This is a genomic window from Sphingopyxis sp. 550A, from assembly GCF_053569535.1.
In genome coordinates this window covers 4,092,920-4,119,743 of the sequence record NZ_CM131615.1, presented here as the reverse complement: position 1 = coordinate 4,119,743, position 26,824 = coordinate 4,092,920, and the positions used below count along the sequence as shown (strand labels likewise).

The window sequence follows — 26,824 nt, the reverse complement described above, 5'->3', positions numbered from 1 at the left end:
ATTCGCTTCGAGGGCGAGTCTCCGAGGCGGCGGGCACATTCTTCCCTCGGCGTTGCAGCCATGGCGTTCCTCGTGTCACCGCCACCCCGGATTCCTGATCGGCAGACGACTTTCGGTCGACCGCCAGAAACTGATTTCTCCTTCGTCAGACGGCAGGGCGGAGAACAACGCCGGCCGGAACCTCACCGGTCGTGACCATCCGCCAGAAGGCTATCAGCAGCTTTCGGGCAAGCGCGACGATCATCTTCTTTCTCGGTGTCGGTGCATCGCCCGCAGTTCGCCGCCGATACCATTGCGCGAGGCCACTCTCTTTCTGGAACATGAGGAACCGCCACGCCAGCTGGATCAACCCGCGACGCACACGTGCATTACCGGATTTTGAGAGCCCCTTTTCACGTCGCCTCGCCCCACTTTCATCTGGCGCACCGGTCAGACCGGCATATCGCGCGACGGCACGCCTGTCCCGCAGTTTCCTGGACAAAAGCTCCTGGACCAGCATGTCGGCTGTTTCGATGCCGACGCCGACTATGCGCGTGAGCAGCAGGACCATTGCGTTTGTCTTCGTATCCGGTGCGGCCTCCAGTCGAGCCAGGCGCTCGCTTTCGATCATAGCGATCTGTTCTCTGACAACCGTCAGGCGCGCGAGATAACGATGCAGCTCAGATCGCAGATTGGGCGGCAGTGGATCGCCGTCAGGAGTGGTCAGAGAATCGAGATGCTTCGCCGCGCGTTTCAGCGCGGGATTGAACCCGCGGATTCCCAGACGTTGCATGGCCGCCTTGATCGTGTTGATGATACGGGTCTTCTCTCCGACCAACTTCTCCCGTTCCCTGCTTGGCCGCCTGGCATCTTCCTCGGCCAGTGTAGGGATAGCGACCATTCCGCAATGACCGCGTTCGCCGCGCAGCCAGCCGAGGAAGACACGCATCAGCATCGCGGTGTCGAGACGGTCAGTCTTGGAACGCCGGTGTTCACGGGACACCGCGACGCTTGTCGGGTGAATAACATGCGTTTCCATGCCGCGCGCCTGAAGCCAGCGCGCCAGCCAGAAACCGTCACGTCCTGCCTCATAAGCAACGATGACACGGTCGATCTGCCTGCCCTTGCTGGTTGCTTCCGCGATCGGCGCGGAGCCGACCATCGAGGATGCGCTCTCGATCATGCTGGCGAGCTTGTCGCTGCTGGGGCTGGGCATTTTTGGTCCAGGCATCGCCAACGGCATCGTCTCGGGCGGACCGCAGCTCGGCGCAGGCGCTGCCGCTGGCACGGCGCTGTTCGCAGGCGGCACCGCTGCTGGTGCGGTCGCCGGTGCGCGGATGGCGGGCGGTGCGGTTGCCTCTGCGGCTTCCAACGTCGCGCACGGCACCTCGCGCGCCGCGGGCGGTGCGACGATGGCCTATGCGCTTGGCTCGGCCGGTAAGTCCGGCGCCTCCGCAGTCGGCTCTGGCATGGCTGCGGTCGGCGATGCCGCCGTCGGTGCGGCCACGTCGCCGCTGCGCAAGGCGGGCGACAGTGTGAAGCAGTCGTTCCGCGAGGGTAGCCGCGCCGCGATCACCAACACCGACGGCACCATCACACCGGGACCGAACACAACGCCACCGCCTGCCGCCGTTGCCGACCAGGGCCAGCCTGTCTGGGCCAAGGCGATGAAGGACCGGCAGACCATAGCCCACGGCGCCACCATCGCTGCTCATACGCTGAAGTCCGGCGACAGCCACGGCGGCGGCGCTTCCATCGACACTTCCGAGAAGGACTGACGCACATGTTCCGACGCCCATCGATCCGGTATGGCAAGACCCCCGAACCCGAAACCCCCTATCAGCGCGCCGCGCAGATCTGGGACGACCGCATCGGCTCGGCCCGCGTTCAGGCACGAAGCTGGCGGCTCGCCTTCTTCGGCGCGCTCGGCCTCTCGACTTGCCTCACCGCCGGGATCATCTGGCAGGGTGCGCGCGGCTCGATCGTTCCCTGGGTGGTCCAGGTCGACAAGCTCGGCGAAGCGCAGGCCGTCGCGCCTGCCGATGCCGGTTACACCCCGAGCGACCCGCAGATCGCGTTCCATCTCGCACGGTTCATCGAGCAGGTGCGTGCCGTGCCTGACGATCCGATCGTCGTGCGGCAGAACTGGCTGCGCGCCTATGACTTCGCGACCGACAAGGGCGCGCTGGCGCTCAATGACTATGCCCGGACCAACGATCCGTTTGCGCTGATCGGACGCGAGCAGGTCGGGGTCGATGTCACCAGCGTGATCCGCGCTTCGCCGACCAGCTTTCGCGTCGCCTGGGTCGAGCGGCGCTATCGCGACGGTAGCCTTGCCGAGACGAGCCGCTGGACCGCGATCCTGACCATCGTCGTCCAGACTCCCCGCACCCCCGATGCCCTGCGAAAGAACCCGCTCGGCATTTTCGTCAACGCCATCAACTGGTCGAAGGAGCTCGGATCATGATCAGAACACCAACGCGCGTGCGGCGCGCTGTGACTCTCGCGATGCTCGTCGGCAGCATCTCCATGACTTCAGTTACGTGGGCCCAAGAACCGGCAAAGCACCAGCCCACTTCGCCTGCGTCCCCGGGCGGGGTGGCGCAGGCGACCGTTTCACGCACCGATGTGGTCGCCATCCCGGTGCCGTTGCCGCTTCCCGGTCAGTTGCAAGCCCTTCCGCGGCGTCTCCCTCCCGCCGCCGCGGGCCGCTCCCATCCGCCGCGGAGTCGCCCCACTCTGCAGGACCGGGTGGGAGCGGCGATGGAGGCGGCGCGGATCCAGCCCGAGCGCACCGGGTTCGTGAATGCAATCCAGGTGTTCCCCTACACCGAAGGGGCGCTCTACCAGATCTACGCCAAGCCCGGCCAGGTGACCGACATCGCGCTGCAGGAAGGCGAGCAGCTCGTCGGCTCGGGGCCGGTCGCCGCCGGCGACACGGTGCGCTGGATGATTGGTGATACTGTCAGCGGAATCGGTCCGGCGGCGCGGGTGCATATCCTGGTCAAGCCGATCCGGCCCGATATCGCGACCAACATCGTGATCAACACCGACCGGCGAACCTATCATCTTGAGCTCAGGGCCAATCCGTCAGTCTACATGGCATCGGTCTCGTGGACCTATCCGCAGGACCAGTTGATCGCGCTCCGTCAGGCGCACGCCGAGGCCGAGCGAACTGCGCCGATCGCGGCGGGCATGGACCTTGCCGCGCTCAACTTCCGCTATGGGATCGACGGCGACAAACCCACGTGGCGTCCCTTGCGCGCGTTCGACGACGGCGTCCACGTCTACATCGAGTTTCCGGAAAGCGTCGCGCAAGGCGAACTGCCGCCGCTGTTCGTGATCGGCGCCAAGGGCGAGGCCGAACTCGTCAACTACCGCGTCGCGGGCCGTTACATGATCGTCGACCGGCTGTTCGCAGCTGCCGAGCTGCGGCTTGGCGGGCGCAAGGGCCAGGACAAGGTGCGGATCGTCTCGCAGCGTCGGGGGCGGGCATGACTGCGGCCGAACCTGTCCCGCGCGAGGAAGCGCTTTCCGACCCCGCCAGCGCGGTCAAGTTGCGCGGTGATCCGCCGCGCGTCATGCGCTTGTCGAGGAAGGCAATCGGTATTGCTTCGGCCTGCGGCTTTGCGCTGGTCGGTGGCGCGCTCATTTACGCGCTCCAGCCCCAGGGCCGCAAAGGCGCCGAGGAACTCTACAACACCGAAGGCGTTGCCGTCGCCGACAACCTCGCCGGTGCGCCCAAGGACTATGGTCAGGTGCCCAAGCTCGGACCGCCGCTGCCCGGCGATCTCGGCAAGCCGATCCTCGATGCCCAGCGGCACGGCGATGTGGCTGCGCTGCCCCCGGTCGGCGCGCCGCAGCCGCTCCCTCCCAATCCCGCCGCCAATGCTGCTGAGGCGGCCCGCCAGCGCGCCGAGCAGGAACGCGAGTCCGCGCGTGGGAGCCGGTTGTTCTTCGGCGGTGCTACGTCGGGCGGAGGCACTGACCTTGCCAGGATACCAGCGATCGTTGAAGCTCCGGAATCGGCTGCCCCGCCTTCAGGGCCGAAGACCGAGGCTGACCGGCGGCAAGCGTTCCTCGAACGCGCCAGCGACCGACGCACCGTATCGGGCGAGCGGCTGTCTGGCTTGGCTTCGCCCAACGTGGTGCAGGCGGGGTCAGTGATCCCGGCGGCGCTCATCACCGGCATCCGTTCGGACCTGCCGGGACTGGTCACCGCACAGGTGACCCAGAATGTCTATGACAGCCCGACTGGCCGCATCCTGCTCATCCCGCAGGGCTCGCGGCTGATCGGCGACTATGATGCCGATGTGGCATTCGGACAGAGCCGGGTGCTGCTGGCCTGGAACCGACTGATCCTGCCCGACGGCCGCTCGATCGTGCTCGAACGCCAGCCCGCCGCCGACCCACGCGGCTTCGCCGGCTTGCAGGATGGCACCGATTATCATTGGGGCGGCGTGCTCAAGGCGGCGTTGGTCTCGACATTGCTCGGGGTGGGCTCCGAGGTAGGTTCGGGCGGCGACGGCGATCTCGCTCGCGCGATCCGACGCGGCACCCAAGACAGCGTCAACCGCGCCGGCGAGCAGATCGTCAGCCGTGAACTCAATGTCCGGCCGACGCTGACCATACGTCCAGGTTTCCCTCTGCGGGTGCTGGTGACGCGCGATCTTGTGCTCGGAGGCGAACGATGACTCGGTTGAAGCTCTCCGACCTTGCCGATGAGAAGCCGGTGCGTCTTACTATCGAAGTCTCGACGCGACTGCACCGCGAGTTGCTCGCCTATGGGGCGGCGCTCAACGGCGGAGAGGCGTAAGCGTGGTCAGGAAACCGCCATCGATTAGCTGTCGCGGGATTTAGCGTCGGCGTAGGCGGCTTTTCCCTGCGCCCTTCGCTTGGCGAGCTTTGCCATGCGTGCGCTGATCTCGTCGGGGCTGATATCGGCGGGGTCGAAGGGTCGGCCATACCATTCGATCATGGATTTGCGTTCGGGATGACGCGGCTTGGACATGGCCTCAAGGAACTCTTCGAACCCTGGTGTGCCACCGACATCTTCGGGCGGGGCTCGCCGTTCGCCATCGACGAAGCGGGGGTAATTGGTGCCGGGAATGGTGGATGAGATCTCTTCGATCTCGATACGATGTCGCCAGTTGTCGCCGAAATCATAGGTGTAGGTGAAGCTGGTTATGCCGCGCTCGACGAGCTTGTTGATGCGCATATGGGCGGCGTCGCGGGTGCGGACCATGAAAGCATCGTCATCATCGAAGCGGATGCCATAGGCGGCATCGCCAATGTCGAACTGGAACAGATGGTAGTTCTCGAAGAGCATGCAGGCCTGGATCGCGAGGTGCAGGGTCTTGAGGCTGTTGGTGACGGGAAGTTCGACACGGCGCCAGATGGCGGGCTTCATGTCTTCGAGCGTTATGCGAATCCGTGCGATCTGGTCGGTCATGCCGCCATGCTGACGGGTGCGCTTTGCGCTGTCCAGTTCCACGGCATGAGCTCGTCCCAGCGGGAGGCGGGCCAGCCCGATGCGATCTTCTCGATGACATCGGCGATATAGGCCTGCGGCTCGACGCCGTTGAGCTTGGCTGTCTCGATGACCGAGTAGGTGGCAGCGGCGCGTTCGCCGCCAGCCTTCGATCCGGCGAACAGCCAGTTCTTGCGGCCGATCGCGATGGCGCGGATCGCGCGCTCGGCGATATTGTTGTCGATCTCCGCGATGCCGTCATCGATGTAGCGGGTGAGCGCATCCCAACGCTTGCGGCCATAGGCAAGCGCCTTCGCCATCGCCGACTTGGGCGACAGACGACGCAGGGCGTCGTCGATCGCGCCGCGAAGCGCATCGATCTGCGGCCTGGCTTGCTCCTGTCGTTGTCGGCGCCGGATATCGGGCGGCTGGCCGCGCACATCCTCTTCGATCCGGTAGAGCCCGGCGATACGTGTCAGCAGGTCGGTGGTAAGCGGCGTCGGGCTCGTCTGGTGGCACTCGAAGATCTTGCGGCGAAAGTGTGCCCAGCAGGCGACCTCGCGGATGCGGTTGCCTTCATAGAGCTTCTCATATCCGGCATAGCCGTCGGCCTGGAGAAGGCCGGTGAACGATCTGAGCTCGCTCTGCGGATGGATGCCGCTGCGATCAGGGGTGAACCGATACCAGGCGAGTGCCGGGGTTGCGGCGCCCGATGCGCGATCATCGACGACATAGGCCCAGAGCCGTGCCTGCGCGGTGCGGCCCTTGCCGGGCACGAGCATCGGCACCGGCGTGTCGTCAGTGTGCAGCTTGGCGGCCTTCAGCCCTTCTTCGCGGATGCGGCTGACGATCGGGTCGAGCAGATGCGCGGCCTGGCCCGCCCAGCCGGCGAGGGTGGAGCGATCGATGTCGATACCCTGCGCTGCCATCATCTCTGCCTGGCGGTAAAGCGGGAGATGATGATCGAACTTGTTCACGACGACATGGGCGAGCGTGGCAAAGCTCGCCTTACCGCGTGCTATCGCCTTCGCTGGCGCCGGTGCCTGGACGATCTTCTCACAGGCGCGGCAGCTATACTTGGGCCGCACGGTGCGGATAACGCGCCACTGGACCGGGGCAATATCGAGCTGCTCGTCGCTGTCGTCGCCAAGCGGGCGCAGTGCGCCGCCGCAATCGGGACAGGTGCAGTTGCCGGCCTCGGGCTCGATCCGCCGTTCGGCGCGCGGCAGATGATCGGGCAGAGCGCGCACCGGCGAGGGTCGCTCGGCGGGTGCTCTGTCGGCGGTACGGCTATCCGCGACCTCGGCTTCGCCTTCGAGCTCCTCGAGGGCGAGCTCGAGTTGCTCGATCTGCAGCGCGAGCTTCTCCGACGACTGGCCGAAGGTCATGCGGCGAAGCTGCGCAAGCTGGTGACGGAGGGTATCGATCAGCGTGTCGCGGGCCGCGAGAGCGGCTTCGAGCTCGGCGATCCGGGCGTCCTTGTCGATGATGGAAGAGGCTGGTTCCGACACCCCGGATGCCTAGCAAAACAGGCTCCGCAATGCCAGTAAAACTAACGATAATCCGCCGCTTTTTACCCTGCGAGCAAGGGTGCCGCGGTGCGTTCGGGACGCCGCCAGTCGATGCCTTCGAGCAGCATCGAAAGCTGCGCCGCGGTGAGGCTGACCTTGCCCGCCTTGGTGATCGGCCAGACGAACCGGCCACGGTCCATGCGCTTCGAGAAGAGGCACAGGCCCTGGCCATCATACCAGAGCAGCTTGACCAGATCGCCGCGCTTGCCGCGGAACGCGAACAGCGCGCCCGAGTGCGGACTCTTCTCCAGCACCTGCTGCACTAGCACCGCGAGGCCGTCGAACCCCTTGCGCATATCGGTGGCGCCGCAGGCCAGATATATCCGTGTCGTCGGCGGTAACGGGATCATCGGGCAAGGACGGACATCACCCGGGCCAGCGCATCGGCATCGACCGCCGCGTCGACGGTGAGCCGCACGCCTGACGGCAGCTCGATCCCGATCTGGCCGCTGCCTGCCGTTGCCGGGGCCGGAACGGACACCTCCACCTCGGCGAACGAGGGTGCCGGCGTGCGCTTCGCTCCCGTCAGATCGCCAGCCAGGGCCTGTCGGCGCCACGTATAGAGCAGCCCGCTGCCGACCGCGTGCCGCTGGCATGTCGCCGAGACCGAGCCGTCGGGGCCAAATGCCTCGCGCAGGATCGACAGCTTCTGATCCACCGACCAACGGCGACGGCCGCCAACGACCGCGATCCGACTGCTCATACGATCACTCATATGACCAGTCACAAGAGCACTCGCTCCCGCCGCTCCGATATCCTCGCTCATCACCGCTCCTCGCAAAGAGCGGCTATCAGCACCCCGGAACGCCGTCCCGCAAGGCGGCCTTCACACCACGGTTACGGAGAGGCAAAGGGGGCGCCGCCTCCCGAACGGCTGATCCCGCCGATGATCGAGCGGTTCATCGCGACTGACCGGAGTTATGCCAAGGGGCGGCGAGCCTCTCAGCCAGGGTAGCGTTCCTCGATCAGTTCGAAGAATCGTTGAAGCGCAGGATTTTCGTTCCCCTCGCGCCAGTAGAGCGCGTATTCGAGGCGAGCTGGGCCAGTGGTATCATGGATTTCACGGAATAGCAGTTCCGTCCACGCGACACCCTGCGAGGCCTCGGTCGCGGCGGAAATGTAGCGCTTGGCGGCCACCATGCTCAGAACGCTCTCGAGACTCGTGTCCTGCAGGATGATGTTCGGGCGTCTACCTTGCTCGGTCAGCCGAGCTGCGATCAGATTGGCGAATATCGGACCAAGTCCACCCGCGGGTACGACGAATACCTCCCGGCGCAGGTCCGGCCAGTAAATAGGCTGTCGCTCAGACAGCGGATGATCGGAGGGGAGGACGGCGTATAGCCGTTCTGACCAGATGGCGCGGGATTTAATACCCTCTTCGCCAAACCCGATCGGCGCAACGACAACATCGATCGTGCGCGCTTGCAAGCCATGGAACAGCTTCTCTGAACCAGCTTCGACGCCATCGAACTGTACATCGGGAAACCTGGTCAGGTAGTCTGATATCGCCAAACGGAGGTTCCCCGCCATAAGCGGTGCGCAGTAGCCGACCGCAATCCGACCTTGCAGGCCATAGCTTACATTGCAGGCGGTGGTTCGCAGATTATCGACATCGGTCACGATGCGACGGGCCTGCTCGATGAACGGGTGGCCATTCTCAGTGATCTCGGCACCACGCGTAGAACGCTTGAAAAGCTTTACACCGAGACGGTCCTCAAGCTGCTGGACTCTCCGGCTCAGCGTAATCTGCTTCACGTTAAGAGATGCGGCTGCTCGTGCAAAGCTCCCTGCGTCAGCAGTTGCCACGGCATAGCGAAGTTGCCGCAGTTCCAAATTTTCACCTCCTTCGATGTCGCATAACAGTTTATATTCTAAGGCCAAATCTATGGTGATTGACCTGTAGCGACACTTATTTGGTGAGCAGATTAGCTCTCTGCGTCAACAACCGGGCCGTACCGGTACAACGCAGCCACTTGTCGGCTGCCGCCTTAACGTCGAACAGATCAGGATACGATCTCATCTTCCTCGACGGCGTGTTCCAAGCTCAATGAATGCAATCCATTCCTATTCGTACAAGCCGAAACTCCATCAGGCCCTGCTCGCGCTTTGCGGCTTCCTCGCATGCGCGTTTGTGGGGATTTACGCCACCGTTTATGAAGATCGAGAGGTGGTCATCAGCAGCCTAATCAATCTCGGCCCAGGCGGCTCGAAGATGTTCTTCATCCTGCTGGCGCTCGGCTCGTTCTGGCTGGTCATCCAGGCGACCATGGCGCTCCGGGCCTCGCTCATGCCGGATCGATGCATCGTCATTGCGTCAGACCATGTTTCGATCCCTGCCTCGCTGCTATCCTGCGAGGGGATGGCAATTCCATTTGCCGACATCACGGGCCTGGCCCTGCAGGCCGACAAGCGTTCGCGCATTCTTCATATCCAGCATGGCGCCGGAACGACGAAGGCAACACAGCGCTTCTTCGAAGGCCGGGATCATTTCGAAGACTTTATCTCGCAATTGCAGACGGCCATGCGAAATTAGCGGTCTCGTTCGATTCATGCCGAACCGTTCGCCGCACTGTTTTCGAAATTTTCAAAGATCGGGCTTTGCGGTGGCAATTCCGGTCTGGGGTGCGAGGGGAAATAGGCTCCCCTCAGACTGCCGCCGGCACCGCAATAATCGCTGCCCGCATCTTCCTGCTCCACGACCAGGATGCCGTCCTGCAGGATCAGGCGAAGTGAATCGCCGAGCGGGTAAGTACGTGACAACATGTTCCCGCTTCGCGGCATGGCCTCATCGAATTCACAGGTCCACCCAAGGAAATACGGGTCGGCCAGGCTCGCATCGACTTCATAGGTGTCGTCTTGCTGGTGGCGGATATCGATTGTCCCGCTGACATTGCTCCACGAGCCGGAGAAATCGTTTTGCCGGGGTTTGATCCGGCCGAGTATGTCCAGCCGCGAGGCAAGGCGACCGGCCAGATCGTCGTGAAGGTCACGATTTTCCGTTGAGCCGTCCAGCAGGATATTTTGATCACGCATCAGGCTGCGCTGGAACCGTTGCTGGTCAAGCGCCAGGGCTGAGCGCGCGGCAGAGGTTTGCCGTGCACCAAGCGCCGTCAGCCTGTGCGTGATGGCACGGCTCAGGCGGGTCAGGTCGGGATCATCCCGGATTGCCGCCTCGATCATGCCATGCAGTTTCGCGCAGGCCGCCAGATCCCGGCCAACGCCCATGTCGTCGGGGTGATCGTCCAGACGGCTTTCGACGCGCCGCAGCTCCCACCGGTAACGATCGGCATCATCGATGCGGACGGCGCAATGCAGGCTCTGGATGCCCGGTTGAAACGGCGTGTCCTTCGGCGCCGTCACCGCCTCGGTCAGGTGCCAGCAGCCGTCATCGGTGGCCACGAAATCGAGGCGCATGGGCACGCCAGTCAGTTCCACGGGCACCCCGATCCATTTGCCGTTCGCAGAACTCGTATCGAACTTCGCCGCGATCCAGTCCACATGCCAGGCGGTTCGGGACGGATGGCGGGTGCGCGCCAGAACATATTGGCGTGTTTCACCCGGCGCAGAGGCACCGGCGAACGCATAATTCCAGCCATGCACCACAAGCGGAAACCTGCCGAGGAATTCCGCCCCGGAAACAAAGCCCGAGGAAGCATCTGGCGATGCGCTATGGATCCGGCTCGCCGTGAAGCGCGCTCTGACTTCGGGAAACTGGACGTAAAGCCTGAAAAAGCTGTCGAACGCGTTGGATCGGCATGCTTGCAGCGCGGCAGCTACGGGAGTGGGAGGAATTCGCGGCGCCTCAGTTCGGCCAGGAGACGCCAATGCCGAGGCAGGAGAAATCAGGCTCAAGAGGCAAAGGCCGAGAGCAACCCTTGTCAGGACAGGGTACGCTTGACGTTTCGCCCGCTGCCTCATTTCCATATCACGAACAGTGTTCGACACGGGTGGGCCGCCTTATCGCACCTGCTCAGGGTAAGAGCAATCAGAGTAGAGGATCTTGCAGTTCCGGGTGATCTCGCTGCACCCTTTCATCGCATCTGCTTTGGCAGCCGATCTTTTAGGGAAGCGGCTTATCGTGTAGTTACCATCCCCCCAGGCAAGCGCGGCGCATTGATTGGTGTAGGTCATTTTGACTGTGCAATCGGAGCCGAAACGCGCAGCGCACTCCTTCAACGCAGTAGACATTGCCTCTGCTTCAGTTGCCCAGCCGCCTGCAGTGCCATAGGCTCCACTTGCGATGGCGACCGCTCCCCACCGATCTTCCCAGAGAGGGGCTTGATCCGGTTGGTCGTCCTGCTCGATTGGGGCGCAGCCATAGAATCCGCCCGCGTCCTGCCCACCACCGATCGAAGCGTAGCCTGGCGGGCACGCATATTGGGCCTTTGCCGAATGCGGGCCTGCAAGGAAGACAATCGCCGCCGCAAGCACGAACATCGGGAAATATCGCGTCATGGTACAAGATCCGTCACAGACCTTGTTGCTGGACTTGCCAAATCGAGGCCACGGGCCGGGATTCGTGTGGGGCAAGACGCGCGAAGATCAGATGGTGCAGCGGACATAGGCCCTCCTCGGTTTGCCAACCTCTTCGAGGATCAGGCGTCCGGTGCGGTATGAGAACCAGAAGTGGATATGGCGCATTTCCGTCTCCCCCGAACGGAGCAGGCCCACGACCATATCACCGGTGCCGGCATGGTCTTGCGCCCGTTCAGCGCCCAGATCGTCCCCCTCGTCGCGTTCCGAGCCGCCTTCGGCAAAGGCCTCCTGAACCGCGAGAGCATGCCCCGCGATGATCGCCAGGTTCGGGCGAAGTTCCATACGATTGGTGTAGTTCTGCCCAATGCACTTCCCGCCGCGCGTTGCCCATGTCCCAAGGAAGCGGGGCAGAATAACGTGAGGCTCGATCGGCACATAAACCGCGCGGTCGGTACCTGTGGCCGACTGCACGATCTCGCCGACCCGGTCGCGCACATCAAGCGTTGCCCGCGTGCGTGCTGGGGCGTTGCCGCCAAGCAGCATGGCCGATGCGGTAGTGCCGATCAGCATGAGTGCCGTTCGCAGTCTGGAAGATCGCACTGCTGCGATCATCTCCGCCGTACTATCGGCATCGCACCTCATCCATTGGGACTCTTGCCCAAACATCCACAAATTCCAAACCCCGAGTCATGATCTGCGGCAAGGTGCCAAGGATTGAGGCGCGAACGAAGCGGCATGGTGTACCGGTACGCAGCACGTCGATTTCGGGCCGAATGCGTACCGGTGCATTGCCGACCCTTGTTCGCACCGGTGCGAGGCGGAAGCATGGGGGCTCCTCATTTTCCTTCAGGGAGCCGACTGCCGTGAAATCCGCCATGTTGCTGAGCTTGCTCTATCTGGCGGCGGAAACACCCCCGCTCCTGCCCCAGCTCCCGCCGGGGATAGTCCGTCTGCGGACTCCGGAGTTCGGTGCCCGCGGGCCGCTTCACCTGTGCAGTGCAGGCTTGGCGATCAACGCTCTAGATGGTGAGGGCATCCATGTGCTCGGACCCGTTCTGCGCGTCATCAACGACGACTATCTCGTCGTCATCACAGCGATCCCGGCGCGTGATCCTGTCTTGCGAGGACGGCATGGGGACCCCCTTGCTCTCGGAGAGGGACTTGTCGCCTACCCCTATGCGGGCATTTTGCCTTCCGACGTGAGCGAGCCCACTCTTGCCGCGGATCGCGTCCGCTATGTGGTTTACCCCAAATCCACGAGGAGCGAAGGCGCGATTGTCGGTTCATCCGCGTTCAACGGATCGGCTTCCGACCGGACAATTCTGTCCCGCCTGCGGCTCGCCGCCGCTGGTGAGGCAGGCTGTGTCCGGCCTTTGTCCTTCGCTTCCGAGCCGTTTGGCGATGCGGCCGCCGCCGAGAAAGCCGGCTTCGAAAGCTACGGAATCGGGCGGTTGATCGCATTATATCCGCCAAAGCCATTCGTCGGTCCGGGCTATCATTGCCAGGGCGGCATCGGGTTTCGCGTCGAACCGGACGAAAGCCTTCTGCGGCCATGGAAACCGCTGGGAGATGGAATATCCTATCTCACGCACGACGGGACCAGGATCACAATATCCGGCCCGAGTACCCCGATGGTCCGGGTGGACCCGAAGGATCGTGAGGAGCATCCGATGAGCCTGCTCCATGAAACGCGGATCATCTATTACAAGAGCCGAGGTGTGGGGCCGCCTTACGCCGAGCCCGGCGTGCGCGAAGACGGCAGTTGGAGCGTCGAACTGGGCCGGGAAAGCAACAGCCGTCTGGAAATTGCCTTCCCTGCGTCGGAAAAGACGCCTGTCGGCTTCCAATTTGTCGAACGGCTGGAATTCATCAGCAAGGACGATCCTCGCTGCCTGGGAAACTGATCCTGGCCGTTGGCCACACAGCTACTGTGACCGCGATCGTGCGCGAGCGATTCAGCTCTTTATGACTTCCGCCTGGCGATACATTGCCTCAGGTTGTCGCGTGCTGACAGGCCGCTGTGAACGCCGATGGCCTGCACCTCCTTGCCATCAATTTCGAGCTTGAAGTCCAGATGGTCACTGATGTTGTCAAGCAGCGCATCGGCGGACGGAACAGCAAGAGCGATTGCCCCGACGCCTTTGACGCGCGTTTCGGTATAATTGTAGGCGCGCACGGTCTGGGTGCTTGAATTGTTTGGATCGTTGTTGACGACCTGCCTGAGCGTCACTCTGACCCAGCGGACCTTCTCGGGTTGCGGGATATTCGGCCCCCAGAAGGTCAGCAGCGCACCGCGATAATTGCCGCCGGGGCCAGACATCCTGACCATGCCCGCCATGTTCATGTAGAGCGCGGCGCAATACTCGCCCGGGGCGGCATCGTTGGTGTCCTGGAAGAAGTCCCACTTCCCGCGAATGATCGGACCCATTTCCGGATCGCGCTTCATTTTCTCGATTTCGTCGGTGGCCATGGCGTGCAGCGCAAATATGTTACCCGCTGCCAGATCCATTTTGATGTCCATCGGGTCGCGCGGCGGGGGCCGCGAAGGTCCACCCCCGTTGCGATCCGCATCGCGCTGATCAGCATAGCTTTGTGCCGATTCCCGGGCCATTTCCATGTTTTGCTCCCACGCAAGCTGGTTATTTGCGCAGATGTTGGGCAGGTCCGAACAGGCCCAGGCTGGAGTTGCGCTTCCCGCGCCCACCAAAGCTGCCAGAAGAACGGCAATGCTGGCGCCTTGTCGCCGGGATATCGGCACCGATCCAAACGAAACAACCAGATTGGGCATCATGAAAAAACTCTACGCAAATCAAACCACCAAACTGGATGCCACGTGTTCACGCATCGCGATACGGCTCCAGTGTACCAGTACGTCTAATTCGAGCGTTTCAGCCACAGTGCCAGAAAAATTGACGCCGGCGCCGAGAAAATCGGACACAGCAGCCAGAACATGATGACGTTGAAGTAGGCCAGGGCATGGGCGATCCAGCTTTGCGCATCATGAACCGGCTGCGCGGTTCGTGAACGCAGCAGCGCAAGAAGCAGTGCCGCGAGAACCTGCGTGATCAGCACGGCGACGATCACCAGCATGGCCGGCTTCAAGGTGGTCACATGGGCAAGAGCCCAGGTGGTGATGAAGGCAAGGCCGAAAACGGCGAGCACAAGGTGTCCTACATTGACGTTCACTCCGAATATTTCGGATTCAAACATGGGATGCTTCCCCGGCGTCGGCGCCCTTAACGAGGCGCCCGGGGACTTGCGCAAGGCCCGTCAACCCAAGCGATGGTAATGGGATGCCGGCGTCGGATTGTCTCCGCACGGCGGTTTACCCAAGTCTCTTCTTCAGGCGATAGCCTGGGAAGCGCATCCAGCTTCGTCTGCGCGATGTCATCGCCCTGGCTTGCGGCAACGCGGTACCAGGCGATCGCCCGCAGATAATCGCTTTTTTTGTCGGAGCGGCTGGAATAGAGCGCGCCGATCCCGGCAAAGCCATGCGGATCGCCATGGCGGATGGCGTTGAAATAGGCGCGCCGCGCGCCGAACCGGTCTTTCGCCACGCCACGCCCCTGCAGGCGCAATAGTCCAAGACTTGCCCAGGCAGCGCCCAAATTCCGGTGTGCTGCCTTGCGCAGCCAGTAAGCAGCGGCTCTTGAATCGACAGGCACGCCTAGTCCGGTGTCGAGCATGACGCCGACCTTCCACTGCGCCCGCATCGAACCGTGCTGGGCTGCCGCCAGATAATAGGCGTAGGCCCGCGTGGGCGAGGCAGGACGGGCGGTCTCTTCCAGCCAGCCAAGCCCGATGAAGCCCTCCGGATCGCCCGCCTTGGCGAGTTCAAGCGCCAGAGCCTGCACGCTTGCCTGTTCCCCGGCGCAGATCTGCTCCTGAATGAGCTGATGGCTCGGCGTGTCGTCCGGAATGGTGAGGGCCTGGGCCATGAGCAGCGCGATCAGCATGTCGGGATCACGCTTTCGTTCATTTCCTCGTCCTTGCCGGGAACGCGGACGTATTCTCCTCCCTTGCGGACGAAGCGCTGGGTGATGGTCCGCGTGCCGGTGAAGCGGACATCGAAGGAACGGCCGCGCACGACGTTGACGATGGCGCCGTCATAGGTCTGGCCGGCATCGCCTTCGGCGCCTTCGCTGCTGTAGCTGGAAGCGAACGTGGCGAGCAGCTGGGGGCCGCTGGCCGTCAGTTCCGTCAGCGTCGTGGTGTCGCAGCCATAGCCCTGCCAGACACCGCCGCCGGTCGCCTCGATCACGGGACGGTCTGCGAGATCGGTCCGGATCTTCCATTGGGGCGGATTGCCCATCGTGCCACCCGCCACGGCATCGGGCCAGCGGCGGACTTCCTCGAACTTCGGTCCGGGCATTTCCCGAAGATAGAACAGGCCCAGGGTTCCCAACGCGAGCGGATAAGGCTCTCCACTGCCTTCCACGATCAGGACAGGTCCGAAGTCCGCCCAGAACACCTTGCCCTTGGCATAGCTATAGACAGCCCCCTCGGACACACGAATTTCCCGCTCCTTCAAGCCAAAGACCGCATCGAAGGCCAGATCGACCTGGCGCTGCGCAGGCAGGGCGCGAATGAGGGAAGGCGCCGGCTGTGGGGCCGCTGCCGGCGCGGATGCCGCCGATGAACGAATTCCGGCGGGACCGGCGTTCGCCGCAGCGGCCTCCTGCGGTTGCACTTTGCTCCACTGCGCTAGCGCCCAGCCGCCAGCGCCCGCGAGGGCAAGGCAAGCGGCCAGCCCATAGGGCCAGCGCCGCTTTCCGGCCTTTTGCGGCACAGCATCATCCAGCGCCGGGGGCTGTGCGTTATTGTCATCCGCATCCGCAATTGGAGCCGGCGCCCCGTCGCGCTGAAACAGCAGGGCCTTTGCGCGTTCGAATTCTTCCTCGTTCAACGCTCCGGTTTCGCGAAGCCGCACCAGCCGTTCAAGGCGGGCAAGATCGTCATCGGCAGGCATAGTTCCTCATTTCGTCGCAGCCGCGCAGCCAACCTAGACGAGAGACCTGCCCTGGACAGGAGGGCGCGGCGTACCGGTACGCCTTTGGCCTTCGCTTCCCTTGCGGCTTGCAAGATATGATCCGGCCTTTGCTGGGGAGTATCGATCGTGCGGATCAGACTTGTGCCAAATGCGATGGCACTAAGCGGCATTGTCCTGTTGGCTCTGTCCGCCTGTGGCGACGCGAGCAGCGCCGCAGCCGGGCCTGAGCGGGGCGGCGAGAGTGGTAAGCCGGAGCAAGGCCACGCCGCGGTGCAAGCCGCGCCGCCGGTCGCCACGCCTGCTCCGTCCCCGCTTCCCCAACTCGATCGCAATGCGCTTGAAATGGCGCGTACCGCTTGCGCCAATCGGGATTTCAAAACGCTGTTCACGGCAATGGCAGTGTCGAAGGTGGTAAGGCAAAAATACAGCGCGCCGATGATCGAGGTCAGCGTGCTGGGCGGCAAAGGCAAAATCCTGTCCACTCGCAAGGTCGCCCGCGCGGCCTATGACGATTACCCGGTTCGCCAGGTCGATTACTATTACAAGCCGGCAAAGCCGAAAGTGGCCGGTGATGAAGACGAATATCTCGATCTTCAGTTCAACGAGAGCCAGTCCGAGCAATTCGCGGTCGAATGGGCGCGCGTGCATTACGATGGCAAATCGGAAGGCGGCGACGATCTCGGCAACATCATCGGCCCGGACGGCGAGCCACTCCCGCCCGGAACGCATCCCGATGCGGACGGGCAATTGCTGTTCTGGCCGACCAAGGATTGCTGGCAATTGGAAGCTGATACACGCTGGCGCAGATAGCACTGCGACCTGATTTCACTGTCGAAATCATCCAGATGCGCTCAGCCTAAGAGCAGTTTGCGTAGACAATCTTGCAGTTCGTCGTTCTTTCACCACACGAATCAAGCGCGAGTTCCGAAGCGGACTTCTGCGTCGTTGCCTTCGCCACAGAGAGAGAGGATTCGCCTGATGCGATGGCGGCGCATTGATTGGCATAGGTGAACTGAATCCGGCAAGTCTCGCTGCCGCCAGTTTCCCGGCAGTTCTTCAGGGCTCTGGCTTCAGCAAGCGCTTCGCTTGTCATGTACGCTGCGACACCTACACCGCCGTGCGCAGCCTCAGGATCGATTGCGATCGCGCCCCACAGCGATGGCAGGTTCGGCGGCAGATCATCTGGATACCCAGATTGATTGTATGGCTGGTATGGCTCGTACGGCGTTTCCGGTTCCAACTCCGAACAATAAGGTATGCCGTCTCCGAAATCAGGCCCCGAGCCGATGCGGCATTGCGCCTGGGCCGATTGGGCACCGCAGAGCATCAGGCACAAGGCCAGAGGGCGGTATAGCGTGGAAATCCGACAGACTCGCATTGGCCAATATCCCTCATTTGCCTGGACCATCGCATGGCGCCGCCGGGCGTGCATGTCATCCGCCCCCTGGGTACTGGTACACCGGTCAGGCTGTCCAAGCCGCGCGCGGCCCGTCAAATGAGGGAGTTCCCGATTTTGCGAGGCACCTCCTGATGAAACAGCGCCTTTTCTGGAGTGCGGTAGTCGCTTCTCCACTTGTCGGTATGGCATTGCTCTTTGCCGCGCCTTCGCGCGCTGAAGGAGGGTGTCCAGACGGATACTTCCCCATCGGGGGTGGAAATGGCGGCTGGCAGGGCTGTGCGCCGATGGGTGGCGGCAGGGATGAAGATCCAGGTCCGCAGTGGAAATCGCGGTGGGGCGCAATCGCCACGGGGAAAGGTGCTTTTGGCGCGGTTGAAAATGCCACAAGCAAAGGAACGGCCGAACGCATCGCGATGCAGCGCTGCCGGGCATCAACGCCTGGTGCCCAGTGCAAGATCAAGGGATCGTATCATGATCAATGCGTCGCACTTGCCTGGGGCGATAGCGGAGCATTGGCGTTTCGGTCGCCAGATCAGGCTGATGCCGAAAGGATGGCCGTGGCCAGCTGCAGCAAATACACCACGGACTGCCAGCTATACTATTCGGCTTGCAGTCTTCCTGTCCGGGTAGACTGAGATGCGAAATTTCGAACGCGTAAATCAGCGTTCGCGGCCAAGCCTGCCGGAAAAAGCAGACCCGATCCGCAGGATCACCCCGCTCAAGGCGAGGCCAATTTCAAGAGTCCGTCCGTCATGAATTCAAAGCTCTGCCTCTTGGCTCTTGGAATTGCTGCCGGTGCGGCTTTCCTGCTCCAGCCAGGCTCGGCCTTGGCCGAAGGGGGCTGCCCCGACGGCTACTTTCCCATCGGTGGTGGAAACGCGGGCTGGCAGGGCTGCGCGCCGATGGGTGGCGGCCGGGATGAAGAGGAAGAGGACTCCGGGCCGCGCTGGACAACGCGATGGGGCGCGGTGGCCGTGACCAACGGGGCATTCGGTTATTCGACCGGATGGTCTTCGAAGGGCAAGGCCATAAAGGAGGCGCTCAGCCAGTGCAGTAGGGACGCGGGCGGCGCGGCCTGCAAATTGAGCCTGGCTTACCATGACCAATGCATCGCTCTCGCTTGGGGTTCTAATGGCAATATCTCGTACTCGGCCTTGAACATCGCCACAGCAGAACGGCAGGCGATGGCTTCATGCTCGAAATATTCCGGGGACTGCAAGATCTACTATACAGGCTGCAGTTACCCCGAACGCGTGCGCTAGAATGGCGTCACGCAAGCGGCGCATCACAAGGGACCGATCATGAATCTGGACGGCATGATTTCGGATGGAAAATTCACAAACGGCCGGACAAATTCGCGAGGGCTTAGGATCGCGACGTTGCGATTTGGTGGATTTTATCTTCTGGTCCTTATAATAATAGTCTTGTCATTTTTGTCGTCTGTAGATGAGATATCGACAAATTTCATATTGCTCAGGTTGGTTCAATTCACCTCCATCATCATTCTTTCCGCGATCATCTCCTATTTGCTCTACGTCCTGCATGAACGATTGATAAGGGGCAGAACGTCCGAAGATTCCCTGCCGTTCTTGCTCCTTGCCTCATTCGCACTGACATTGGTCGGAGCGGCACTCTGGGCCGGAACGCATACCTATTACCCGGCCCTTCTGGGAACACCTCCGCCCGAGCCGGGCTCGCTTGATAACTTCGGGGGGCTTGTCGTGATTTCCTGGGGGTTCCTGTTCGGCTGGTCGTGCCAGTTCGTAGCCCTGCTTTTCGCATTCGAATTGAATGATCGTAAGGTACGTCTGGCGGCAATCCGGGAAGAAGCTCTGGGCGCCCAGATGCGCGCGCTGCGCTATCAAGTGAACCCGCACTTCCTGTTCAATACGCTCAACTCGATTGCCGGGCTGATCGAGGAAGGCGCTGCCACAAAGGCCGAGCGCATGGTGCTGTCGCTTTCAACCTTCTTGCGGACCACCCTGGCGCTCGATCCGTTTCACGATGTGCCGCTCGCCGACGAAATCGCGCTTCAGGAGGAATATCTGGGCATCGAGCGCGAGCGATTTTCCGACCGCATGCGCTTTTCCATCGCCATGGACCCGAATGCGGCGAAAGCGCTGGTGCCAAGCCTGATCCTGCAACCGCTCATCGAAAATGCCCTCAAGCACGGCGTCGGCATGACGCGCGGCAAGGTCGAGATATCGCTGCAGGCCCGCCGGGAGAATGACCGCCTGTGCATCGTGATCGAAAACGACATGCCTCGATACGAGGCGGCGATGGCGAGGCCGTCAGGCGTTGGCGTTGGCCTCAAGAATGTTGCCGATCGCTTGCGTGCCCGCTTTCAGGACGATTGCGCCATGCAATCCGGCCCCGTGGGCGAAGCCCGGTTCAAGGTGTCGCTGGAACTGCCATGGCGAACTGCATGACAGGAAGGAGCCTCATGCCTGAAAACCGGCCTGCCGCACGGCGGCAGATAGCAACAGCGCTGTGCATCGCTGCAGGTGCTCTGCTTTGCCATGCCGCGCCGGCGCTCGCGAACGATGTCATCATCGATGCCGCGATGGGCGATATCGATGGCGATGGCTCAAAAGACCTGGTGACGCTGACCCTACCGGAAGGTCGCGAAGGGTCTGATGTAGGGATCGTGGTCTATCTGCGTAATGCCGGGGTGCCGGCCCTGAACAAAACGATCGAACTGCCCGCCCGCTTCTGGGGGACGAGCAGTGCCGGCCAGCAGCCCGAAGTTGCCATCCTTCAAAAACGGTCGATCACGGTCCACACCCAAAACACCGGGTTCGGCCGCAGTCACTGGGAACGGACCTACACGCTGGCTTGGCGCAAGGGCGAGTTGATCGTCGCCGGCTTCACCTATGCGTTCTACGATACGATCGATCATGGCCAGTCCGGACGATGCGATGTCAACCTGCTGACTGGGCGGGGGGTGCGCGATGACAAGGCCATCGCCGCCGCCGGGCAGCGGGTTCTACTGGTCGATTGGGAGGACAGCATCGGTCTTGCCGCATGCGGGATGGAGGAAGGCTAAGCGGGCCTGAACTGCACTGCCCCTGTGCTGTACCAGTGCATCATGGCGACTGGCGGGCAACAACAGCGAGTGGAAAACCATCCTCCTGTGCTGACAGGAGATGAACCGTGCTGATGTCCTTGTTGGCCGCCGCCGCCCTGACCAGCCCGATCGGCACCTTGCAAACCTACCGGGACTGGACCGTGGGCTGCGACAATATGCACGCCTGCCATGCGACGACACTTCTTCCCGAACCGACCGAGGAGGAGGTCGCTACCAGTGACGAACCCATCGCCGACAATTCCTTCAACCTGTCCTTGCGGCGCGGCGGCGGTATGCATGATCTGCCACGCCTGCGGCTGATCGACTGCTATCTGTGCGAACCCGAAGCCGGGCAGGAACCAGCATCTGCCCGCGAAGTGCTGGTGAAAGATAAGGGCGGCGCAATCCTCGTTCGGCGGACATGGGCTGAAGGCGATGCCGCGAAGCTGGCCGGCGATGGTCTCCCCATCCCGGCCGATGATGGGCTGATCGAAGCCCTGGGCAAAGGCGAAACGGCGGAAGTCCTGGATGGCAAGAGGGGCGTTATGGCGACCATTTCCCTGCGCGGGCTGGCAGCAGCCATGCGGTACATCGATACAGAGCAGCACCGGACCAGCAACGTTACGGCCCTGATCGCGCGCGGCGCGGCAGCCGCCTATCTGGTTCCACCCTGGATTCCCGAACCCCCGGTTTACCTGCCGCCGCCCTCGGACCTGCCGCCGACCCAGCTGACTGGTCGCAGTCTTGAAGAACTCCAGCAGGAATATCGCTGCGATCACCGTCCCTGCGGGCTTCCTGACGTCATGTTCGCACGGCTGGACGCCCGCACCACCATGCTGCTCCTCTTCGCCAATTGTGCGCCCTACAACGGCGAGGGCTATGTGTTCCTCCTTGGCAACGACGGTGCCGTGCGCTCCGCGCCGGTCCGCCTGATGTCACGAGATCCCGCGCTCGCCCCTCCACAAGTGGTCTCATCATACTGGGACCACAAAGAACGACGGCTGCACAGCTTCGGGCGCGGGCGGGCATTGGGTGATTGCGGCCAGGAGCAGGCCTTCGCCTGGGACGGCGAGCAGTTCATTCTCGTCGAAGAGGCGGACATGGGCGATTGCCGGGGCAGCATCGACTATATCACGGTCTACCGCCGCGAAACGGCGGTGCGCGACCAACACCGCTGAATGTACCGGTACGCTGCGATGCTGCGGCGATGTCTCATCATCCTGCTAGATGCGACGGTCGCAACGTGCTGGAGGATGGAACATTGAAGGTAAACGGCCGCTTGCTCGCGCTCCCGCTTGTCCTGTGCCCGTCGCTTGCCATGGCGAGCGGTTATACAGCATTGCCCGAGACGCGTGAACGTCTGGCGAGCAAACAGGCCTGCCTGGATTTTCTGCGCCAGGCTGCGGCCGATGACGCAAGCACGCCGAAGCCCGAGACGATCGGTACGGATGGAGCGCGACAGACGATAACCCTCGAGGCGATCAGCAAGGGTGTCGAAAGCCTGGGGCGGAACCGCGCGCGCTATGCGGCGAAGATCTGGACCGTGAACGGATGGCCCAGGCCCGATCTGGGGCAGATCGAATATCGCGCGAACTGGGAAGAACATGCCTATGAATGCCGGGGCCGGATGCTGATTTCGCAGCTTGCGCAAGGCTTCACCAGCGAGAGCTTCGAGCCGTTGCCATAGGACTGGTAATGGAGCCACGGCATTGCCGGACATGTGCGCATGACCATCACCCCATATCGGAAACTGTCAACTGATAGCGTAAGGGCTGATTACCGCGCTGGAATTCGGAAACGAGCTGAAAAACTGTCTCGATCTGGCCATAGTGGTTCTCGTGGCCGAGTTCGCTGCGCCAGTCCATCATCCATCGCAAACCCTGGTGCTTCGCCAGCAGCGCCCCGATGTCCGGTGGTCCGACAAGATCGATATACTCCCCTTCGGTGATCTCTCGTGACCAGTCTGCAAGTGCCGATGGTTGCGAGACCAGCGGGAGGTCGAAGCGGTGGACCAAGGCAACGCCGTGGGAATCGAACCCAAGCTCGCCAAGGTTGATGTGAAGCACCCGATTTTCGTGCTCGGGGCGGTCCTGGCTCAGAAGCGGCTCCTTGAATGTTATAGTTACATAACTCCAGGTGCTCATGATCTCATTCCCCGCAGTTGTGTGCATTCTTTCCGGATAACCGAGATCTCCGGTCCATGCCGGCTGGGCGGCAAGCCCGGTCGATGCGTGTCCGTTTGGGGAAAGGCCTGCTCCAACGTGAACGGAGCAAACGAGTGATGTCAGCAGCAGGGTTCTGCCGCAAGGCCATGCAACCTGAGCCAATTGATCACTTCCTGTTTACCCTCGCGTGCATTCTGAGACAGCAGATCATCGCGCATCAGGAACTGGTAGGTCAGGAATGACTTGCCCTGCGCGTTGCGGATACCCGGTTTGGCGCCGGCTTTCAGCAGTGCAAGCGCCATCCACGGCTGGTTGGTCTGGGCTGCAATGTGCAAGGCGGTATTGCCGACACTATCGGTCAGGTCCGGATTGGCACCGGCCTTGAGCAGAGTAGAAACCTGATCGCCCCGCCCCGCCAGGATTGCTGTCTCCAACAGTGTGCGCAGAGTTTCCGGTTCACGCGCATCGGGATCGGCGCCGTGATTCATCAGGCGGGCCAAAGCCGATGGGGTGCCGACGCGGGTAACAGCGTGGAGATGCGCTGCACCCGCGTCATGGTTTCCTTCGCGACCCGAAGGAATGCCTGCGCAGGCCGAGATGAGCAGAACCATGGCGAAGCAGCCGAAAAGCGTTTTGCGCCTTCTACGCTTGCGCGGCCTGAATCTATCCATGCAGCATGGTCTAGCATCGCAGCTATCGTGTCGGCGACCTCAGCGGCATACCGGTACATCGTCAGGAATGTGCACCATCACCTGCCAGGCTATTCAGTTTCGCGGTGCGGGTAGCGGGGTGCGGCGTCATGCAGTTTTCACGATTGGCAGCAATGTGCATCGCAATATCCCTGATGGCCGAACCAGCACTGGCCACGCGTGCCAGCGATTTCGGCGGTTTGCCGATCTGCTCGAAATTGCGGGCGATGCCCCGCGGCTATCACCCGATTGAATGCAACCGTCGCGCACCACTCAGCGGGGAGTGCCGCTTTTCGCTGAACAATAATGGTGCCTCGACGGAGTATCTGATCGAGGATGGCATGGTTATCGACAAGCGAGTCAATCTCCGCTCCGGCACGCGCGGTGCCGGGCCGTTCGGCCTGCACCGGGATGAAGATCAGGCCAGCGCCGCACGCAACGTCCTAGCCAGCACGGGACTGGCAACGCGATACTGGGCCGATAGTGAAGATGAGACCGCAGGCTACCTGCAATCGACCGACGTCATGTGTGGTCGGAACAAGTCCTACACCATCTATGTCTGGTTCAGGCGCGGCAAGGCGCAGTCGGTGTCTGTCTCAACACTCCCGGCTATATAGGATCGCAGCGACCTTCGAGGTAGTCGATAGTGACCATTTTTCGCACTCGCTTTTCCGCCATGGTCGGTGCGGCTTTGTTGGGTGTTTCGCTAATCGCCAGTTATGCCGCGAACGCCCAGGAAGATTGGCACGCGCTGGCCGGACACGATGCTGTTCGCGCCCTGATCGGCAACACGCTGGTCTATGCCAGGGCCGATCAGCCGGGCGCCGAAACGGGCGTGTTCGTGGATCTGGACGGCACCGGATGGGCGATTACCCGCAGGCCCGATGATGCTGGCACGGCTCGCGCCATCCGCTGGGCGAGTTTCTCGGACGGCAAGTTCTGCATTACGGATCCGGGGCGCAAGGCCTGGAATGGCGATTGCGGCAAACTCGCGCTTGAAGGCTCGCTGGCGACATTGACTCCGGCGGGCGGACCGGCTTGGCCCGGTCGGATGCTGGAAGGCGACCCCTGGCGGCTTGACCCTGCAAGGCCATCAGCGCCGCCGGTCAGCGGCAAGGCGGCCATTCGTAGGCTGATCGGCAATACGGCCGTGTTCATTCCCGAAGGCGGCGGGCGGGAATACCGCGCGCACTATTTCATGGCTGATGGAACGGCCAGACGCGCCCATAATGAACAGCCGGATTTCGATAACTGGGTGCTTCAGCCGGATGAACGCTGGTCTTTCCGTGACAGCGATGATCGCTTCTGTCTGAGCGGCGGCGGGTGGAAGGAGGAATTTTGTGCTGGCATCGCGATCGCCGGCGATCTGGTGACGTTTCATCACCTCCGGGCAGGCCCCCTGAATGCCCGTTTGCTGCCGGGTGATGCCCGGAACTTGTCGCACCAGGCCGAAGCGGCCGCACGCAAGACCGCCGATGCGTTGGTAAACCACAGCTTGTTGCTGAAAGCGGCAGACCGGCAGGCCAGCACGGACAGCATCATCTACTTCATGCGCGATGGTTCGGGCCGGGCCAAACGGGGCGGGGGCGCGGCGGTTCCGATCAAGTGGCTGGTGCAACGCGAAGGCAAATTGTGCGTCGTCGAGCGCCGTCTGAATTTTCGGGATAATGATTGTTTGTTCCTGTCGATCGATGGCGATCAGGCAAGGCTGTCGATACCGGGCCGACCGACGATCCCCGGGCGACTGTCAAAGGGCAACGCGCATAAAATCTGAACGGGTCACCATCCTTCAACGGGTGGACGACTACCGCCTCGGCCCGCAATGGGCGTGTCACTGGCGACGAAATTCCTGGGGTGTCATGCCGGTGTCGGCCTTGAAGGCTCTGTTGAACGGGCCGATTGAGCCAAATCCGCAGTCCAGCGCTATCGTCAGGATCGGCAGGTGGGAAAGGGCCGGGTCAACCAGGCGCCGCTTTGCCTCCTCAATGCGATAGCTGTTCACCATCTGGTTGAAATTCGGAAATCCCAGCGTGCCCGTGATGCATTGGGTGACCTTGTATTCCGGTTCTCCTGCCAGCCTCGCCAAATCAGCGACGCGCAGGTCCGCTTCCACGTACAAATGGTTCTCGCCCATGAGTTTGATCAGTTGCTCGCCCAGCTTGGGGTCCGGGGTAATCTGCTTGCGGTTCGGGCGGGTCTGGACAGTTTCGAGCGGATGTTGCCTGCGGTGGTTCAGCGCCAATCCGTACCCGCAAACCGCTGCGATTGCACAGATAGCCTTGATGAGGACGCTGAATTGGGATGCAAACGAATCTGGCGGGGCTCCGTCCACCGCGAGGACCGCTACGCCCAAAATCGCGACGTAACCTGCCGCATACAGGATGCGGAACTTCCGCTCCACCCGGTCGCCCTGGGCCCGCAGATCCAGCAACGGTTCGGCCACGGCCAGCAACAACATGGCCGAGCTGCCAAGTCTGGCCAGATTATCCAGAATGCGAAGCGGCATTGCGTCCACTGGAATGAACGATGTCGTCGCAGAGGCTGTCATGACGAGCAGCACGGCTCCAAGCGGCCAAAGACCCTGGCGCCCGGCCTCGCGCCGGAAGAGCGACCGGGTTGCCAGCCATGACCATCCGCATGTTGCATTTCCGATGATGGCGAAAAAATCGGTGGTCGCACCCAGTCGGGAGGCAAGGAGTGACTTGAGGCAGAATGCGAGCGACGCACACATGAATGCAGCGCCGTAGACGACTGACGGATCGACATTGGCCGGGTTCGGATCCCGTGGGCTTACGCCAAACTGCAAAATCGATCCCATGAAGACGTTGCCCCGCAAATTTCCGAAAAAACTATGGCCGATTTCCAAATCGGCCGGACCGGGCCTGTCAATACTGCCATCGACGATGGCACCTGATGAATCGACAAACCGAACAGCGCGAATGCCAACCCATGGATCGAACGACACGCCGGCGTGTCGTTCGATCCATGGGTTGGTGCCGCTCAACGAAATATGCCCCC

General features: G+C 62.3%; 33 protein-coding genes and 1 pseudogene. 17 read left to right on the top strand and 17 right to left on the bottom strand.

What is annotated here, in order from left to right; all coding sequences use genetic code 11:
• Positions 1-145: 145 nt before the first annotated feature.
• Entirely contained in the window at positions 146-1,141 is a 996-nt protein-coding gene (locus ACVENA_RS20020) for an IS110 family transposase (RefSeq protein ID WP_449328973.1), read from the bottom strand.
• Here ACVENA_RS20020 and ACVENA_RS20015 point away from each other — a divergent pair.
• The 5 genes and pseudogenes from ACVENA_RS20015 to ACVENA_RS19995 all read left to right on the top strand — a co-directional run.
• Positions 1,116-1,757, top strand: a pseudogene (locus tag ACVENA_RS20015) (P-type conjugative transfer protein TrbL); the annotation flags it as partial. The gene ACVENA_RS20020 and the pseudogene ACVENA_RS20015 sit on opposite strands and share 26 nt — an antisense overlap.
• 5 nt (positions 1,758-1,762) lie before the next feature.
• Positions 1,763-2,446 (top strand): conjugal transfer protein TrbF, encoded by a 684-nt coding sequence (gene trbF / locus ACVENA_RS20010; protein WP_449326772.1) that lies wholly within the window; start codon positions 1,763-1,765, stop codon positions 2,444-2,446.
• On the top strand, positions 2,443-3,477 hold the full coding sequence (gene trbG, locus ACVENA_RS20005; RefSeq protein ID WP_449326771.1) for a P-type conjugative transfer protein TrbG: 1,035 nt from the start codon (positions 2,443-2,445) through the stop codon (positions 3,475-3,477). The genes trbF and trbG overlap by 4 nt, the downstream gene beginning before the upstream one ends.
• Positions 3,474-4,673, top strand: coding sequence for a TrbI/VirB10 family protein (locus tag ACVENA_RS20000; protein WP_257546742.1), 1,200 nt, complete (start codon positions 3,474-3,476; stop codon positions 4,671-4,673). Before trbG ends, ACVENA_RS20000 begins: the two co-directional genes overlap by 4 nt.
• A complete protein-coding gene (locus tag ACVENA_RS19995) occupies positions 4,670-4,795 on the top strand; it encodes a DUF2274 domain-containing protein (protein WP_449326770.1) in 126 nt (41 codons plus the stop codon). The genes ACVENA_RS20000 and ACVENA_RS19995 overlap by 4 nt, the downstream gene beginning before the upstream one ends.
• Before the next feature lie 24 nt (positions 4,796-4,819).
• Here the strand turns inward: ACVENA_RS19995 and ACVENA_RS19990 are convergent, their stop codons facing one another.
• The 4 genes from ACVENA_RS19990 to tnpA form a co-directional block, all read right to left on the bottom strand.
• Positions 4,820-5,431: a plasmid pRiA4b ORF-3 family protein gene (locus ACVENA_RS19990; RefSeq protein WP_037513771.1), complete on the bottom strand. Its 612-nt coding sequence runs from the start codon at positions 5,429-5,431 to the stop codon at positions 4,820-4,822.
• Positions 5,428-6,960 carry an IS66 family transposase gene (gene tnpC / locus ACVENA_RS19985; RefSeq protein ID WP_449326736.1) on the bottom strand — a complete coding sequence of 511 codons (1,533 nt, stop codon included), beginning with the start codon at positions 6,958-6,960 and terminating at the stop codon, positions 5,428-5,430. Before tnpC ends, ACVENA_RS19990 begins: the two co-directional genes overlap by 4 nt.
• 62 nt (positions 6,961-7,022) lie before the next feature.
• Complete coding sequence (gene tnpB / locus ACVENA_RS19980; protein ID WP_006963110.1) at positions 7,023-7,370, bottom strand: IS66 family insertion sequence element accessory protein TnpB; 348 nt, start codon at positions 7,368-7,370, stop codon at positions 7,023-7,025.
• On the bottom strand, positions 7,367-7,723 hold the full coding sequence (tnpA, locus tag ACVENA_RS19975; protein ID WP_052182212.1) for an IS66-like element accessory protein TnpA: 357 nt from the start codon (positions 7,721-7,723) through the stop codon (positions 7,367-7,369). The genes tnpB and tnpA overlap by 4 nt, the downstream gene beginning before the upstream one ends.
• 12 nt (positions 7,724-7,735) lie before the next feature.
• Between tnpA and ACVENA_RS19970 the strand changes: the two genes are divergently transcribed.
• Positions 7,736-7,975 carry a DUF2274 domain-containing protein gene (locus ACVENA_RS19970; protein WP_449326769.1) on the top strand — a complete coding sequence of 80 codons (240 nt, stop codon included), beginning with the start codon at positions 7,736-7,738 and terminating at the stop codon, positions 7,973-7,975.
• On the opposite strand, the gene ACVENA_RS19965 is transcribed toward ACVENA_RS19970, so the two are convergent.
• On the bottom strand, positions 7,963-8,853 hold the full coding sequence (locus ACVENA_RS19965; protein ID WP_257546746.1) for a LysR family transcriptional regulator: 891 nt from the start codon (positions 8,851-8,853) through the stop codon (positions 7,963-7,965). The genes ACVENA_RS19970 and ACVENA_RS19965 overlap by 13 nt on opposite strands.
• A gap of 214 nt (positions 8,854-9,067) precedes the next feature.
• On the opposite strand from ACVENA_RS19965, the gene ACVENA_RS19960 reads away from it, so the two are divergent.
• Entirely contained in the window at positions 9,068-9,553 is a 486-nt protein-coding gene (locus ACVENA_RS19960) for a hypothetical protein (protein WP_257546748.1), read from the top strand.
• Positions 9,554-9,567: 14 nt separating this feature from the next.
• Here ACVENA_RS19960 and ACVENA_RS19955 read toward each other — a convergent pair whose 3' ends face one another.
• The 3 genes from ACVENA_RS19955 to ACVENA_RS19945 all read right to left on the bottom strand — a co-directional run bounded on the left by ACVENA_RS19955 (position 9,568) and on the right by ACVENA_RS19945 (position 12,066).
• Positions 9,568-10,965 (bottom strand): hypothetical protein, encoded by a 1,398-nt coding sequence (locus ACVENA_RS19955; RefSeq protein ID WP_449326768.1) that lies wholly within the window; start codon positions 10,963-10,965, stop codon positions 9,568-9,570.
• Positions 10,966-10,977: 12 nt separating this feature from the next.
• Entirely contained in the window at positions 10,978-11,475 is a 498-nt protein-coding gene (locus ACVENA_RS19950; RefSeq protein ID WP_257546752.1) for a DUF4189 domain-containing protein, read from the bottom strand.
• Positions 11,476-11,562: 87 nt separating this feature from the next.
• Complete coding sequence (locus tag ACVENA_RS19945) at positions 11,563-12,066, bottom strand: hypothetical protein (protein ID WP_257546754.1); 504 nt, start codon at positions 12,064-12,066, stop codon at positions 11,563-11,565.
• Between the two features lie 293 nt (positions 12,067-12,359).
• On the opposite strand from ACVENA_RS19945, the gene ACVENA_RS19940 reads away from it, so the two are divergent.
• A complete protein-coding gene (locus ACVENA_RS19940) occupies positions 12,360-13,400 on the top strand; it encodes a hypothetical protein (protein ID WP_257546756.1) in 1,041 nt (346 codons plus the stop codon).
• Between the two features lie 59 nt (positions 13,401-13,459).
• Here the strand turns inward: ACVENA_RS19940 and ACVENA_RS19935 are convergent, their stop codons facing one another.
• The 4 genes from ACVENA_RS19935 to ACVENA_RS19920 all read right to left on the bottom strand — a co-directional run bounded on the left by ACVENA_RS19935 (position 13,460) and on the right by ACVENA_RS19920 (position 16,465).
• Positions 13,460-14,287, bottom strand: a complete 828-nt coding sequence (locus tag ACVENA_RS19935; protein WP_257546758.1) for a hypothetical protein — start codon at positions 14,285-14,287, stop codon at positions 13,460-13,462.
• A gap of 83 nt (positions 14,288-14,370) precedes the next feature.
• Positions 14,371-14,706: a hypothetical protein gene (locus ACVENA_RS19930; protein ID WP_257546760.1), complete on the bottom strand. Its 336-nt coding sequence runs from the start codon at positions 14,704-14,706 to the stop codon at positions 14,371-14,373.
• 26 nt (positions 14,707-14,732) lie between these two features.
• Positions 14,733-15,452, bottom strand: coding sequence for a tetratricopeptide repeat protein (locus ACVENA_RS19925; protein WP_257546762.1), 720 nt, complete (start codon positions 15,450-15,452; stop codon positions 14,733-14,735).
• Positions 15,446-16,465 carry an SHOCT domain-containing protein gene (locus ACVENA_RS19920; protein WP_449326767.1) on the bottom strand — a complete coding sequence of 340 codons (1,020 nt, stop codon included), beginning with the start codon at positions 16,463-16,465 and terminating at the stop codon, positions 15,446-15,448. The genes ACVENA_RS19925 and ACVENA_RS19920 overlap by 7 nt, the downstream gene beginning before the upstream one ends.
• 147 nt (positions 16,466-16,612) lie before the next feature.
• Between ACVENA_RS19920 and ACVENA_RS19915 the strand changes: the two genes are divergently transcribed.
• Complete coding sequence (locus tag ACVENA_RS19915) at positions 16,613-17,296, top strand: hypothetical protein (RefSeq protein ID WP_257546766.1); 684 nt, start codon at positions 16,613-16,615, stop codon at positions 17,294-17,296.
• Positions 17,297-17,342: 46 nt separating this feature from the next.
• Here the strand turns inward: ACVENA_RS19915 and ACVENA_RS19910 are convergent, their stop codons facing one another.
• Positions 17,343-17,813, bottom strand: a complete 471-nt coding sequence (locus ACVENA_RS19910; protein ID WP_257546768.1) for a DUF4189 domain-containing protein — start codon at positions 17,811-17,813, stop codon at positions 17,343-17,345.
• Between the two features lie 203 nt (positions 17,814-18,016).
• Between ACVENA_RS19910 and ACVENA_RS19905 the strand changes: the two genes are divergently transcribed.
• The 6 genes from ACVENA_RS19905 to ACVENA_RS19880 all read left to right on the top strand — a co-directional run bounded on the left by ACVENA_RS19905 (position 18,017) and on the right by ACVENA_RS19880 (position 22,639).
• Complete coding sequence (locus ACVENA_RS19905; protein WP_257546770.1) at positions 18,017-18,520, top strand: DUF4189 domain-containing protein; 504 nt, start codon at positions 18,017-18,019, stop codon at positions 18,518-18,520.
• Positions 18,521-18,637: 117 nt separating this feature from the next.
• Entirely contained in the window at positions 18,638-19,147 is a 510-nt protein-coding gene (locus ACVENA_RS19900; protein WP_257546772.1) for a DUF4189 domain-containing protein, read from the top strand.
• Between the two features lie 39 nt (positions 19,148-19,186).
• Positions 19,187-20,314, top strand: a complete 1,128-nt coding sequence (locus tag ACVENA_RS19895) for a sensor histidine kinase (RefSeq protein WP_257546775.1) — start codon at positions 19,187-19,189, stop codon at positions 20,312-20,314.
• A 14-nt stretch (positions 20,315-20,328) separates the two neighbouring features.
• Positions 20,329-20,931, top strand: a complete 603-nt coding sequence (locus ACVENA_RS19890) for a hypothetical protein (protein ID WP_257546777.1) — start codon at positions 20,329-20,331, stop codon at positions 20,929-20,931.
• A gap of 113 nt (positions 20,932-21,044) precedes the next feature.
• Positions 21,045-22,130: a DUF1176 domain-containing protein gene (locus ACVENA_RS19885; RefSeq protein WP_257551555.1), complete on the top strand. Its 1,086-nt coding sequence runs from the start codon at positions 21,045-21,047 to the stop codon at positions 22,128-22,130.
• 29 nt (positions 22,131-22,159) lie between these two features.
• Positions 22,160-22,639, top strand: a complete 480-nt coding sequence (locus ACVENA_RS19880; RefSeq protein ID WP_449326766.1) for a hypothetical protein — start codon at positions 22,160-22,162, stop codon at positions 22,637-22,639.
• 46 nt (positions 22,640-22,685) lie between these two features.
• Here the strand turns inward: ACVENA_RS19880 and ACVENA_RS19875 are convergent, their stop codons facing one another.
• Both ACVENA_RS19875 and ACVENA_RS19870 read right to left on the bottom strand, forming a co-directional pair.
• Positions 22,686-23,096, bottom strand: a complete 411-nt coding sequence (locus ACVENA_RS19875; RefSeq protein WP_257546781.1) for a hypothetical protein — start codon at positions 23,094-23,096, stop codon at positions 22,686-22,688.
• A gap of 140 nt (positions 23,097-23,236) precedes the next feature.
• Positions 23,237-23,728 (bottom strand): ankyrin repeat domain-containing protein, encoded by a 492-nt coding sequence (locus ACVENA_RS19870; RefSeq protein ID WP_257546783.1) that lies wholly within the window; start codon positions 23,726-23,728, stop codon positions 23,237-23,239.
• A gap of 233 nt (positions 23,729-23,961) precedes the next feature.
• Between ACVENA_RS19870 and ACVENA_RS19865 the strand changes: the two genes are divergently transcribed.
• Together ACVENA_RS19865 and ACVENA_RS19860 are read left to right on the top strand one after the other, a co-directional pair.
• On the top strand, positions 23,962-24,423 hold the full coding sequence (locus ACVENA_RS19865; RefSeq protein WP_257546785.1) for a hypothetical protein: 462 nt from the start codon (positions 23,962-23,964) through the stop codon (positions 24,421-24,423).
• A gap of 29 nt (positions 24,424-24,452) precedes the next feature.
• Positions 24,453-25,580, top strand: coding sequence for a hypothetical protein (locus ACVENA_RS19860; RefSeq protein ID WP_257546787.1), 1,128 nt, complete (start codon positions 24,453-24,455; stop codon positions 25,578-25,580).
• 57 nt (positions 25,581-25,637) lie between these two features.
• Here ACVENA_RS19860 and ACVENA_RS19855 read toward each other — a convergent pair whose 3' ends face one another.
• Positions 25,638-26,810, bottom strand: a complete 1,173-nt coding sequence (locus ACVENA_RS19855; protein ID WP_257546790.1) for a helix-turn-helix domain-containing protein — start codon at positions 26,808-26,810, stop codon at positions 25,638-25,640.
• Positions 26,811-26,824 lie beyond the last annotated feature (14 nt).